We start from the raw sequence: 13,224 nt of genomic DNA on the forward strand, positions 1-13,224 counted from the left end.
ACTGGCCGGAGTATACCGGCCAGAAAAGGCGTAACAGATTACTCTTTGTCGCCCAGCAGGACAGATTCCAGCGCGATTTCGATCATCTCGTTGAATGTGTTCTGGCGCTCTGCCGCCGTGGTCTGCTCACCGCTACGGATATGATCTGACACGGTGCAGATGGCCAGCGCTTTCGCCCCGTACTCTGCCGCCACGCCATAAATACCGGCGGCTTCCATCTCCACACCCAGAATGCCGTACTTCTCCATCACGTCGAACATCTGCGGATCTGGCGTATAGAACAGATCGGCAGAGAAGATATTACCCACGCGGGCCTTCACGCCCAGCGCCTTCGCCGCATCTACTGCGTTACGCACCATATCGAAATCAGCAATTGCCGCGAAATCGTGATCTTTGAAGCGCATACGGTTCACTTTTGAATCCGTGGAAGCGCCCATACCGATCACCACATCACGCAGTTTCACATCGGCACGCACCGCACCGCATGAGCCGACACGAATGATCTTCTTCACACCGAAGTCGGTGATCAGCTCTTTGGTGTAGATAGAGCAGGAAGGGATGCCCATTCCGTGGCCCATCACGGAGATTTTGCGGCCTTTATAAGTGCCGGTGTAACCCAACATGCCGCGCACGTTGTTAACTTCAACCGCGTCCTGCAGGAAGGTTTCCGCGATATATTTTGCACGCAGCGGGTCGCCCGGCATCAGTACCACGTCAGCGAAGTCACCCATTTCGGCATTAATATGAGGGGTTGCCATGTTTTATCCTTATTTGATCAGTACGTTGCGCTGATTACAGCATGCTTTTGCCGTATTCCATATCGGAAAGGCCAAAATACTTCGCCACCGTCTGGCCGATATCCGCGAAGGTGTCGCGGTAACCCAGCGAGCCAGGCTTCACGCCAGGGCCGTAGATCAGCACGGGGATATGCTCACGGGTGTGCTCGGTGCCCTGCCAGGTTGGATCGCAACCGTGGTCTGCGGTGAGGATCAGGATATCGCCCTCTTTCACCTGCGCCATCAACTCCGGCAGGCGACGGTCAAACAGCTCCAGGCCACCAGCGTAGCCGGGAACGTCGCGGCGATGCCCCCAGGTGGAGTCAAAGTCGACAAAGTTGGTGAACACGATGCTGTTATCCGGTGCGACCTCCATCTCCTGAACAGTGGCGTCAAACAGCGCATCCAGTCCGGTCGCTTTCACCTTTTTGGTGATGCCAACGTGGGCATAGATATCCGCGATTTTACCCACGGAAACCACTTCGCCCTGCTGCTCATCCACCAGCTTTTTAAGGATGGTCGGTGCCGGGGGTTCAACAGCCAGATCGTGGCGATTGCCGGTCCGTTCAAAATGCCCTGCTTTATCGCCAACAAACGGACGCGCAATCACACGGCCAATGTTGTAGCCGCCTTCAGTCAGCGCTTCACGGGCGATTTCACACAGCTGGTAGAGGCGCTCAAGGCCGAACGTCTCTTCATGACAGGCAATCTGGAATACCGAGTCGGCAGAGGTGTAGAAAATCGGCTTGCCGGTTTTCATATGCTCTTCACCCAACTGGTCGAGGATCACCGTCCCGGAAGAGTGGCAGTTGCCCAGATAGCCCGGCAGATCGGCCTTTTCCACCAGTTCATCCAGCAATGCCTGCTGGAAGCTGTTCTCTTTATCGGTGAAGTAACCCCAGTCAAACAGCACCGGCACACCGGCTATTTCCCAGTGGCCTGACGGTGTGTCTTTGCCGGATGACAGTTCACTGGCGTAGGCGTAAGCCCCAATAATCTCAGCATTCTTATCCAGACCCGGCGGGAACTTCCCGGTGGATTCTTCCGCGGCCTTGCCTAACCCCAATGCGGTGAGGTTGGGCAGATGCAGCGGCCCTTTACGTCCTTTGTCGGCTTCCCCTTTGAAGCACGCTTCGGCAATATGCCCCAGCGTATCCGACCCGGCATCGCCGAACTTGTCAGCGTCTTTACTGGACCCAATTCCGAAGGAATCGAGCACCATGATAAATGCACGTTTCATCCTGGTCTCCTGCGTCTTGAACGCGATGAGCTTAAATTTAATCGTTCAGAACAGTATGACGTTTATCCGGCGATTCTGCGATAGATAACTGGCGTGGCAGCGGGCGCTTCTTCACTGAGCGTGATGGCCTGCCTGACCGCCGCAGCCGCTTCCTGCCAGCCGGATTCCGTGGCGGCATGGATCACTGCCAGCGGTCGCTGGTTATCGACATAATCGCCCGACTGAGCCATTTCACTGAAACCGACGCTGTAGTCAATGGTATCGCTGGCGCGACGACGACCGCCGCCCATAGCAACAACTGCCATCCCCAGCGCACGGGTATCCATGGCGCTGACAATGCCCGGCCGATCGGCGTAGACCGCCTTGCTGAGCATCGGTGCGGGCAGGTATTTATCCATATTTTCGATAAAGTCTGCCGGGCCTTTCTGCGCTTTAACCATGCGCGAGAACACTTCCGCCGCACGGCCGTTATCCAGCACCGCCTGAAGCTTTTTAGTCGCTTCATCGCTGTCTGCGGCCAGGCCGCCAGACACCAGCATTTCAGCACCCAGCGCCAGCGTGACTTCCAGCAGGCGCGGGTTGCGGTATTGGCCGGTGAGGAACTGCACCGCTTCACGCACTTCCAGCGCATTACCGGCGCTGGAGGCCAGCACCTGGTTCATATCGGTCAGCAGTGCGGTGGTTTTGCAGCCCGCGCCGTTCGCCACGCCGACAATCGCCTGTGCCAGCTGTTCTGACTGTTCAAAAGTTGGCATAAAGGCGCCGGATCCCACTTTCACATCCATCACCAGCGCATCCAGCCCCTCAGCCAGCTTTTTAGCGAGGATCGAAGCGGTGATCAGCGGAATGGAATCAACGGTGGCGGTAATATCGCGGGTAGCGTAGAAGCGCTTGTCGGCCGGAGCCAGCGAGTTGGTCTGCCCGATAATCGCAATACCTACCTCTTTGATCATCCGGCGGAAAGCTTCATCATCCGGAAAGATATCAAACCCAGGGATTGCTTCAAGCTTGTCCAGCGTGCCGCCGGTATGGCCGAGGCCACGCCCGGAGATCATCGGAACATAGCCACCGCAGGCCGCCACCATCGGGCCAAGCATCAGCGAGGTCACATCCCCTACGCCGCCGGTGGAGTGTTTGTCCACCACCGGGCCGTTCAGTCCCAGGCTCTGCCAGTTCAGCACCAATCCTGAATCGCGCATCGCCATGGTCAACGCCACGCGCTCAGCCAGCGTCATATCGTGGAAATAAATGGTCATCGCCAGCGCGGCGATTTGCCCTTCTGAGACTGAATTATCACGGACTCCGTTGATAAAAAAACGGATTTCCTCTTCACTCAGCGCCTGGCCATCTCTTTTTTTTCGAATAATTTCTTGTGGCAGGAACACGTCGCCCCCCGATGTTTAATAAGCTGAATCACTTTTCGCGCCGGAGAACCCCGCCGCATTTAACAGGCTGGCTAACAGGCTGGAGGCCCCGAAACGGAAGTGGCGTGCATCGGCCCATTCGCTGCCGAGGATCTCATCCGCCAGCTTCAGGTACACCGCAGCATCTTCAGCCGTTTTCACGCCACCGGCAGGCTTGAAGCCCACCTGGTGCTTAACGCCCATTTCAGCAATCACCTTCATCATAATTTCTGCGACTTCAGGCGTGGCGTTGACCGCGACCTTACCGGTGGAGGTTTTGATAAAATCAGCGCCTGCTTCGATAGCAATTTCAGAAGCTTTGCGGATCAGCTCGGCAGTTTTCAGCTCGCCGGTTTCAATAATCACCTTCAGCAGCACACCAGCATCGGCACAGGCCTCTTTACAGGCGCTGACCAGCTCATAACCCACTTCATCGTTACCGTCGATCAGAGCGCGGTAAGGAAAAACCACGTCCACTTCATCGGCACCGTAAGCAATAGCGGCGTGAGTTTCTGCCAGGGCGATGTCGATATCGTCATTACCATGAGGGAAGTTGGTCACGGTGGCGATGCGGATATCCGGCGTGCCCTGCTCACGCAGCGTTTTGCGGGCAATCGGGATAAAGCGCGGATAGATGCAGATGGCGGCAGTGTTGCCTGCCGGAGATTTGGCCTGATGGCAGAGGGAGATCACCTTCGCATCGGTGTCGTCATCGTTCAGCGTGGTCAGGTCCATCAGTTTCAGCGCCCGGATGGCAGCGGCGGTTAAGTCGGTCATAATGCTCTCCACAGAAGAATGTTAAAATAATAACAGCCCGGACAGGTTGTTATCTGTGATAAATTTCACACACATGAATATGCAATTGCAGAAATTGTACACTATGAGTGACCAATATCACATAAGCGACCTCTGCGACGGCCATCACTCCTTCCTGACAGACAGGCGAACCAGGATAAATCGGCAAAAATGTTATAATTTTAACATTTCACGTCCAGCATAACTGAGGCACGTTACAGTATGCCCTGCGATGGCAGTCCGTTTCAGGATGGAAGAGGTATTTAAGAGTTTAGCCAGTCAGAGACGAAACAGCTGACGGGTATTTTCACGAAGGGTTTCAGCAATTTCCTGCGGGGATTCTTCCCGGATGTCACACAGGCTCTGCCAGACATTTCTGAGCCGCTCAGGGCGGTTTGGCTGGCCCTGGAAGCCCTGTAGCGGCATATCTGGTGAATCCGTTTCCAGCAGCAGCGAGCTCAGCGGCAGGCGGGCAATGGCATTGCGGGTTTTAGTGGCGCGCTCATAGGTGATGGTGCCGCCGACGCCAATGGCATAGCCCGCACGGATAAAGGCCAGTGCCTGCTGCTCACTACCGGCAAAACCATGCACCACGCCGCGCCGGGGAAGATCGAGTTTACGCAGATGCATTGCCAGCTTGTCATGAGTCCGTCGGGAGTGGAGGATAACGGGCAAATTGTAGTCCCGGGCCAGCCGCAGCTGCGCATCCAGCACCGCCTGCTGCTTATCAAATTGCGGGTTGTCGATATAGAGATCCAGACCGATTTCGCCAATCGCCACCAACTTTTCCGGCTGCTGCTTCAGAAAACGTTCAAGCAGCTCGAGGTGCGAGTCATCATGCTGCGCTATGGCCATCGGGTGAGTGCCCAACGCGGCATACAGTGGCGGCCAGCGTTCAGCCAGCGCCATCACGCCTTTAAAACGATCCGCCGCGACACCCACGACAATGATTTTCTCCACACCGGCCTCCGCCGCCAGCCGCAGGCTTTGTTCTTCATCGCCACAGAACGGCTCGAAGTCAAAATGACAGTGCGTGTCGACGAAAGAGGGTGTCATGCCAGCGAGCCTTTATCGTAATCGGCGTCATTTTCTGCCAGCGGGTCGAGGATGATCCCCTGATGATCCGGTTCATTCGCCACCGGTGCGGCAGGAACCACAGGTTGCTGACTGACCAGTGCGTCACTCTCCTGCAGCCACTGGCCGAGAGTGGCGAGGAAATAACGGCCACAGCGGCGGCCAAGATGATAATCCTGGTTCAGCGAGGTAACGCGACTGCCCAGCGCCATGCTTGCCAGCGCATGAGGTGGGAAAATTTCAATAATATTCAGCTTGCCGGGCGGCTTCTCGATAAATTCCTGCGTCTGGCGATAACTATCTTCATGCAGATGCATGATGTTGACCAATGGTTGCAGCGCACTTTCACCGAGCCAGCGCTCAATACGCTTCAGCCACTGCGGCGTATACGTCATCTGCGAAGGCACCGTGCGGATCACCACGATGGTTTCAGCGCCACGCCGGGCGGCTTCACGCACCGGAATTGCATCGCTGATGCCGCCATCCAGATAGCTGATCCCATCCAGATCGACACCTGGCCGGTACATACCAGGAATCGCGCTGGAGGCTTTAATGATATTCAGCCAGTTTGCCGCCGTTGGCGAGAAGTACCCCGGTGAGTAGTCGTCGCTGCGGCAGGCACACATGTAGAATTCACGACCCGAGGAAAACATCTTCTCCCCTGCCGCCATCGCCAGCGGAAACTCTTTTGCGGTCACGTCCACCAGCCAGTCCAGATCGATCAGATGTCCTCCGCGCACAAAGCGCAGAGGATCAAAGAACAGTTTACTGGTGGTATAACGTGTGATCACCCGCCGGGCATAACCGGCCTGGCCGCAGACATAAGCAGAGAGATTTTGTGCTCCGGCAGAAGTGCCCAGCATCAGATCGAAGGGATTGAAACCAGCCCGCTGAAATTCATCCAGTACGCCAGCGGTGAAGATACCGCGCTGCCCACCGCCTTCGCAGACCAGGGCCAGTTTACCCGGACGAAAAGGAGTTAACGCCAGCGGCTCAATATTGCCGAGGGTGATGGGAATGCGTCGGCCCAAAATCGGTATCCTCAGGAGAATGAATGGACTGAGGATACGCCTAAAGCGGTAAAACTGTTTGGCGCTTGTTGCTCTTATTGTTGTCACTTTGTTACAAACAACAACAAGGGAGGAAGGATACTGCTGGCGGGCCATACAGCCCGCCGCTTAATACCCGTTCACACGGGTCTTAACTGTTGGCAGGCTCTATAATTTCTTCCTGCCGGTAAACAGGCTGATCAGGAAGATAATGATACCCACAACAAAGACAATTTTAGCTGCCCATGCGGCCGTACCAGCAAGACCACCAAATCCTAACGCTGCTGCGATGAGCGCGATAATCAGAAAAATAATACCCCAACGAAACATAAGCCTCTCCTTACCCTATAGTGAAAATCGAACTGCTTGTATTATTAACTCCAGCCGTTTAAGGCCTGACTTTATAGTCTTAAACAGTCAACACGGAGCCGCACCGTCAACAACCGGGCGGCCCGCATCAGCGTTAAGATTTCACAGTGAGATCGTTTTTAACGCTTTTCACGCCATCAATCGCTTTGGCGATCCCTTCGGCACGTTCAGACTGTGCCTGGGATTTCACCGTACCGGACAGCTGAACCACACCGTTGGTGGTTTCAACCTTCACATTTCGTGACGGAACGATGTCATCCGCTAACAGTTTAGCTTTAATTTCGCTGGTCGTAGCCGCATCTCCGGCATAACCACTTACGCTGGCTTTAGTGCTGTCTTTAACGTGCAGTTTGTCGCTGACTGATTTAACACCCTCAACTTTTTTCGCCGCTGCAACCGCCAGTTCGGCCTGGTCCTGCGACGGAACAAAACCACTAAGCGTCACGACGCCGCTGTGAGTTTTAACTGATATATCAGTGCTTTTAATCGCGTCGTTGTCCACCAGGGCCGCTTTCACCTTGGCGGTCACGCCGCTGTCATCCATGTATCCACCGACTTTTTTCATAGAACTATCGATTTTTGAACCCGCGCTGTCGGTAGTGTTTTGCGCTTTTGTTGACGTGGAGTCATCCGCCATTGCAGAGCCACCCATCAGTGCAGAACCAACCAGTACAGCCATCAGAGTTTTTGCAATCTTAGTCTTGTTCATCGATTTGTATCCTTCTTCATGTTGATGCACTCACAACTGTGAGCTTTCAGTCACAAACGGCGTGACTGTAGTGGTAAGACGTTGCAGCTACCGCGCCGCATATTTTGCGTCCTGTAAAAATAAATATAGACGGTAATCAGGATTTCACCGCTGCTTGTGGTTGATATGATGGATAAATGGCCAAACCAGAAGTTTTTTAAGAGGAGTCTGTAAGCGGGAAAGCGGCAAAAAAATGAAGAATTATGGCAAAAAAAAAGCGGTGCAACCGGCACCGCTTCTGAGTATAGCTGAACTTTGCTAATGCATTAATGTTCGCGGGTTTTCCGGAAAACCACGTCAGGATAACGCTCCTGGGTAATGTTCAGGTTTACCATGGTTGGTGCGATATAAGTCAGGTTATCGCCGCCATCCAGCGCCAGGTTAACTTCGTTCTTACGCTGGAACTCATCGAACTTCTTCACGTCGCTGCATTCGACCCAGCGGGCGGTGGAGACGTTAATTGCTTCATAGATGGCTTCAACGTTGTACTCGCTCTTCAGACGGGCAACCACCACGTCGAACTGCAACACACCCACCGCGCCCACAATCAGATCGTTATTGTGAACCGGACGGAACACCTGTACCGCGCCCTCTTCAGAGAGCTGGACCAGCCCTTTCAGCAGCTGTTTCTGCTTCAGCGGGTCACGCAGGCGAATACGACGGAAAAGCTCTGGCGCGAAGTTCGGAATACCGGTGAACTTCATGTTCTCGCCCTGGGTGAAGGTATCCCCAATCTGGATGGTGCCGTGGTTATGCAGCCCGATGATGTCGCCAGGATAGGCTTCTTCAACGTGCGAACGGTCACCGGCCATAAAGGTCAGCGCATCGGCAATCACCACATCTTTGCCCAGCCGGACCTGACGCAGCTTCATGCCTTTTTCGTACTTGCCGGATACCACGCGCATAAAGGCCACGCGGTCGCGGTGTTTCGGGTCCATGTTTGCCTGGATCTTGAAGACAAAGCCGGTAAATTTCTCATCGGCGGCGGTCACGGTGCGCAGATCTGTCTGACGCGGCATTGGAGACGGCGCCCACTCCACCAGGCCATCCAGCATATGGTCAACGCCGAAGTTGCCCAGCGCGGTACCGAAGAAGACCGGGGTCAGTTGACCGGCAAGGAATGCTTCTTTCTCAAATTCATGAGAAGCACCCTGCACCAGCTCCAGCTCTTCACGCAGCTGGGCAGCCAGGTCTTCACCGATGGCTGCGTCCAGATCGGGGTTATCCAGCCCTTTCACCACGCGAACTTCCTGAATGGTGTGGCCTTTACCGGACTGATACAGGTAGGTTTCATCTTTATAGAGGTGGTAAACCCCTTTGAACAACTTGCCGCAGCCGATTGGCCAGGTGATCGGTGCGCAGGCAATTTTCAGCTCGCTTTCCACTTCATCCAGCACTTCCATCGGATCGCGGATATCGCGGTCAAGTTTGTTCATAAAAGTCAGGATCGGCGTGTCACGCAGACGGGTCACTTCCATCAGCTTGCGGGTACGATCCTCAACGCCTTTGGCGGCATCAATCACCATCAGACAGCAGTCGACCGCCGTCAAAGTACGGTAGGTATCTTCGGAGAAGTCTTCGTGCCCGGGAGTATCCAGCAGGTTAACCAGGCATTCACGATACGGGAACTGCATCACCGAGGTGGTGATGGAGATACCACGTTGCTTTTCCATCTCCATCCAGTCGGATTTCGCATGCTGGCTGGAGCCGCGGCCTTTTACCGTACCGGCAGTCTGGATAGCCTGTCCGAACAGTAACACCTTCTCGGTGATCGTCGTTTTACCGGCATCCGGGTGGGAAATAATAGCGAAGGTGCGGCGACGAGCCACCTCCTGCATAAAGGGTGCATTAGACATGAACAAACTCTATCTGGAGCTGTGCCGCCGTTACGCCCTGGCGTAGTGGCAATCACAGACGATTAATCTTCAATGGCGGGCATTTTCGCCGATCCGGGCGTCATACACAATCCGCAACGCCGTGTAATACGCAGAAAGCAAAGACAGGCCGAAAAGCAGGATGCTTTGCCCGGGGCGTTTGCAGCAATTTTGCGGCGGGGTTTCCATTTCTACACTGGCATTGCCTCTGGAGAATTTGAGTCAAACCGGGCGCTGAAGAGTGCGCCGTGCTTCTTCAAATTTATCCCGGCACTGGCAGCCTGCAATATGATCGTTAATCAGCCCCAACGCCTGCATCAGTGAATAGGTCGTGACCGGGCCAACCCACGTCCAGCCCCGCTTCTTCAACGCCTTTGACATCTTCACCGCTTCGGGCGACGTTTTGGTATTTTTCCAGTATTCCAGATCGACAATGGCAGGACGTTCCTGCTCTGCAGGCTCAAACTGCCAGAACCAGGCAGCCAGCGATCCGGCTTCATCGACCAGCTCGATGGCACGCTTTGCGTTATTGATGGTGGAGAGAATTTTGGCGCGATTACGCACGATGCTTTTGTCCTCCATCAGGCGGGCAACATCATCTTCGGTAAACTGCGCGACCTTATGGAAGTCGAAATCCTGAAAAGCGCGGCGGAAATTCTCACGCTTGTTATAAATCAGCTGCCAGGACATGCCGGAATGAAACCCTTCCAGGCACACTTTCTCAAACAGCCGCCGGTCATCCACCACCGGCTTGCCCCATTCACTATCATGATAGTCCGGCATTGAGGGCTGCCAGTAGCAGCAGACACGGCCATCGTCGGTCAGGATCAGTCCGGCGGCCATCAGGTCAGCCAGATAATGCTCGTCCATGCGGTTTCTCCGGGTTTGTTGAGTCGGCATTGCTCTTTGAGGATAAACGCGGCAGCCCCTGCAATGCTATACCTGACATTCAATGTAACAACCGCTTTTGGTTTTTTGCGGAGATCGACGCTATTTTTAGTCCACCACAGCGCGGCATCCTTTGCGGTACCGCGCCACACTATGAAAAAGGGAAACTTCGGTTATGAGCAACAATGACTATCAGCCAGCCAAAGTCTGGACAGAGAACAAAGGCACGGGCGGTACATGGGGCAGCATCAACCGTCCGACCGCCGGAGCCCGTCACGAAGCGACTCTGCCGACAGGCATTCACCCTTTGCAGCTCTACTCAATGGGCACGCCAAACGGCCAGAAGGTCACCATCCTGCTGGAAGAGCTGCTGGCGCTGAACGCAGGTGCAGAGTATGACGCGCATCTGATCCGCATCAGCGAGGGCGATCAGTTCTCGTCCGGCTTCGTTGATGTGAACCCTAATTCCAAGATCCCGGCACTGCTGGATGTGTCGACCACGCCACCGACCCGCGTGTTTGAATCCGGCGCGATCCTGCTCTATCTGGCAGAAAAATATAGTCACTTCCTGCCGAAAGATCCGGCTGGCCGCACCGAAACGCTGAACTGGTTGTTCTGGCTGCAGGGTTCCGCGCCATATCTGGGCGGTGGATTCGGGCACTTCTATAACTACGCTCCGGAGAAAATTGAGTACGCCATCGATCGCTTCACCATGGAAGCCAAGCGTCAGTTAGACGTGCTGGATCGCCAGCTGGCGGAGCACCGTTATATCGCAGGGGAAGAATACACCATTGCTGATATTGCAATCTGGCCATGGTATGGCGCGTTGATTAAAGGACAGGTGTATAACGCCGCCGAGTTCCTGGATGCTGGCTCCTATAAAAACCTGCAGCGCTGGGCCGATGAAATTGCCCAACGTCCTGCCGTCCAGCGCGGCCGCATCGTCAACCGCACCTGGGGTGAGCCTTCAGAGCAGCTGCGCGAACGTCATGATGCGTCTGACTTTGATCTGCGTACCGAAGATAAGCTGGCGAAGTAAGGGCTACAGATCTCGTCAATAAAAGGGCATCTCTCAGGATGCCCTTTTTGCATTATCGCGCGTGTAACACCGGGTGCTTTCGCTGCCTCAGTCACTGTGACCTCACGCAGATACTCACCAACCACTAAGCCAGGATGAGCCGGGTTAAACATTTTGGTCATCTTATTACCTCAGTGGTAATCCTGATAAGCGACAAGAACGGTGTCTTCGCCATCAAAAACGTTTGGCTGCATTTAGCGTGGTGAGTTGCAGATTCAGTTTTACAGCATGCTTTTCCTGAATCCCCGCAGTTGAGCCAGTGTAGAAAAACTGTTCAAGACCTTTGTGCCTGAAGGATTTGATCATATCCCCATCCATGCGTATAGCGAAACTACACACGCCATGTCTTCAGAAAATTAAGTTCCCTGTCGATGCGCCGCCATCCACATACAGGGTCTGCCCGGTCATAAAGGCCGCATCCTCTGACATCAGAAAAGCAATGGTTGCCGCGATTTCGTCTGGTTTGCCAAATCGCTTCATTGGCACACTTTTAAGATATCTCTCTTCACCCACGCTCCCCGGTGGATTGTTCGCCCGAAACAGCTCCGTTTCAGTCGGCCCCGGCGCAACCCCATTCACTGTTATGCCTGTCTGAGCGAGTTCAAGTGCCCAGTTACGGGTAAAGCTAATCAGTGAGGCTTTTGCAGCAGCATAAGCGGTGCGTTCTACACTTCCGAGTACCGTTAGGCTGGAGATATTGACTATCCTTCCCCAGCGCCGGTCTTTCATGCCGGGGAGTATGGCCTGGGTTCCCTGTATTGCCGGGTAGAGATTAACGCGCAGAACCTCTTCGAAAGAGGTTAAATCGATCTGACCGAGACGCTGCGGCTTAACCAGCCCCACATTGTTGACGATCCCATCAAATGCGTATTGCTGGCTTAACTCCTCAAAGGTTCTTTGTGTCTGCTGAATGTCGGCAAGATCTGCGCTGATTAAAGTACCGGGGAAATACTCCGAAGCTCCCCGAGCGATCCCTACAACATGATGACCCGCACCGGTCAGTCTGTTAGCCAATGCCAGCCCGATACCTTTACTTGCACCCGTAATTAAAAAGGTTCTTTTCATAATTTACTCCGGTTAATCACTTCTGGCATATCCTGCAAGAGTTCAGGACAGGTTTTGCTGGTCAGGGATGCGTCGTAAAAAAGGTGGCATCTCTTTTTGCTTTGGTTGTAAAAGGCAAGCAATACTGACTATGGAACAAGCGCGTTGACGCGCTGAACCGCACGCTGAACGGCTGGCCGATCAACTACCTCATTAAACCAGCGAGCCACATGCGGGGCGCTCTCAAGGCTTACCCCAGCGAATTCCCGACGCCAGATCCAGCCAAAGTGTGCAATATCTGCAATGGTGAACGCCTCCCCGGCAACGAAAGGGTGTTTAGCCAGAACGTTGTCCAGTACATGCAAGGTGCGGTCCGCTTCTGTAGTGAAGCGCTCAATCGCAAGCGGCTGTGGTTCAGATGCCTGACGCTGAAAGAATCCTGCCTGCCCAAAAGCGGGCCCCAGTCCTGAAGCATGAAAGAAAAGCTGCTCAAACACCCGGGATCTTGCCGTGCCTGAAGCGGGTAGAAGCTTTCCGGTTTTTTCAGCCAGATAAATGAGGATTGCCGCAGACTCTGTCAGAACCAACGGCTCAGATGAAGCGCTGGTATCGACAAGCACGGGGACTTTGCCATTGGGGTTCAGGGCGAGAAATTTGGCCGTTTTCTGTTCTCCTTTACGCACATTCACCGCATGCAAAACATACTTCAGACCGAGTTCTTCCAGCGCGACAGGCACTTTGATGCTGTTGGGCGTGGCGAATGCATAAATTTCAATCATGGTCATTTTCCTGCTGAATTTTTGTCAGGCCAGCCCTGACTAGCTGAAAACAATGATGGCTGGCCCCTCTAAGGAATGGTAGGTAAGCTGGTGGGATAACATCTATT

Annotated in this window: 13 protein-coding genes and 1 pseudogene; 1 reads left to right on the forward strand and 13 read right to left on the reverse strand. The window is 54.2% G+C overall.

All coding sequences use genetic code 11. The annotated features are described in order from the left end of the window. Window positions 1-38: 38 nt before the first annotated feature. From deoD to GSQ70_RS07325, 10 genes are all read right to left on the reverse strand, one after another. Entirely contained in the window at window positions 39-758 is a 720-nt protein-coding gene (gene deoD / locus GSQ70_RS07280) for a purine-nucleoside phosphorylase (RefSeq protein WP_158781934.1), read from the reverse strand. A gap of 34 nt (window positions 759-792) precedes the next feature. Next, window positions 793-2,016, reverse strand: a complete 1,224-nt coding sequence (gene deoB, locus GSQ70_RS07285) for a phosphopentomutase (RefSeq protein ID WP_158781935.1) — start codon at window positions 2,014-2,016, stop codon at window positions 793-795. A 62-nt stretch (window positions 2,017-2,078) separates the two neighbouring features. Then, window positions 2,079-3,401, reverse strand: coding sequence for a thymidine phosphorylase (gene deoA, locus GSQ70_RS07290; protein WP_158781936.1), 1,323 nt, complete (start codon window positions 3,399-3,401; stop codon window positions 2,079-2,081). Window positions 3,402-3,416: 15 nt separating this feature from the next. Further along, the gene (deoC, locus tag GSQ70_RS07295; RefSeq protein WP_158781937.1) at window positions 3,417-4,196 is read right to left on the reverse strand and encodes a deoxyribose-phosphate aldolase; all 780 of its coding nucleotides are present in this window, start codon (window positions 4,194-4,196) and stop codon (window positions 3,417-3,419) included. A 297-nt stretch (window positions 4,197-4,493) separates the two neighbouring features. Beyond that, on the reverse strand, window positions 4,494-5,270 hold the full coding sequence (locus tag GSQ70_RS07300) for a TatD family hydrolase (RefSeq protein WP_158781938.1): 777 nt from the start codon (window positions 5,268-5,270) through the stop codon (window positions 4,494-4,496). Next, window positions 5,267-6,319, reverse strand: coding sequence for a patatin family protein (locus tag GSQ70_RS07305; RefSeq protein ID WP_158781939.1), 1,053 nt, complete (start codon window positions 6,317-6,319; stop codon window positions 5,267-5,269). The genes GSQ70_RS07300 and GSQ70_RS07305 overlap by 4 nt, the downstream gene beginning before the upstream one ends. Window positions 6,320-6,505: 186 nt before the next feature. Next, entirely contained in the window at window positions 6,506-6,667 is a 162-nt protein-coding gene (locus GSQ70_RS07310) for a DUF1328 domain-containing protein (protein WP_013200641.1), read from the reverse strand. A gap of 133 nt (window positions 6,668-6,800) precedes the next feature. Beyond that, window positions 6,801-7,415: a molecular chaperone OsmY gene (gene osmY / locus GSQ70_RS07315; protein ID WP_158781940.1), complete on the reverse strand. Its 615-nt coding sequence runs from the start codon at window positions 7,413-7,415 to the stop codon at window positions 6,801-6,803. 305 nt (window positions 7,416-7,720) lie between these two features. Next, window positions 7,721-9,310 (reverse strand): peptide chain release factor 3, encoded by a 1,590-nt coding sequence (gene prfC / locus GSQ70_RS07320; RefSeq protein WP_158781941.1) that lies wholly within the window; start codon window positions 9,308-9,310, stop codon window positions 7,721-7,723. 240 nt (window positions 9,311-9,550) lie between these two features. Further along, complete coding sequence (locus GSQ70_RS07325; protein ID WP_158781942.1) at window positions 9,551-10,198, reverse strand: DNA-3-methyladenine glycosylase I; 648 nt, start codon at window positions 10,196-10,198, stop codon at window positions 9,551-9,553. A 193-nt stretch (window positions 10,199-10,391) separates the two neighbouring features. Here GSQ70_RS07325 and yghU point away from each other — a divergent pair, with 193 nt between their 5' ends. Beyond that, a complete protein-coding gene (gene yghU / locus GSQ70_RS07330) occupies window positions 10,392-11,255 on the forward strand; it encodes a glutathione-dependent disulfide-bond oxidoreductase (protein ID WP_158781943.1) in 864 nt (287 codons plus the stop codon). Window positions 11,256-11,474: 219 nt separating this feature from the next. Here the strand turns inward: yghU and GSQ70_RS07335 are convergent. From GSQ70_RS07335 to GSQ70_RS07345, 3 genes and pseudogenes are all read right to left on the reverse strand, one after another. After that, window positions 11,475-11,600, reverse strand: a pseudogene (locus GSQ70_RS07335) (type II toxin-antitoxin system RelE/ParE family toxin); the annotation flags it as partial. A 42-nt stretch (window positions 11,601-11,642) separates the two neighbouring features. Next, window positions 11,643-12,359 (reverse strand): SDR family oxidoreductase, encoded by a 717-nt coding sequence (locus tag GSQ70_RS07340; RefSeq protein ID WP_199257232.1) that lies wholly within the window; start codon window positions 12,357-12,359, stop codon window positions 11,643-11,645. A 128-nt stretch (window positions 12,360-12,487) separates the two neighbouring features. After that, window positions 12,488-13,117, reverse strand: coding sequence for a glutathione S-transferase family protein (locus GSQ70_RS07345; protein ID WP_158781945.1), 630 nt, complete (start codon window positions 13,115-13,117; stop codon window positions 12,488-12,490). Window positions 13,118-13,224: the final 107 nt, after the last annotated feature.

The sequence above is a fragment of the Pantoea sp. BAV 3049 genome, from assembly GCF_009765445.1.
Classification (GTDB): Bacteria; Pseudomonadota; Gammaproteobacteria; order Enterobacterales; family Enterobacteriaceae; genus Erwinia.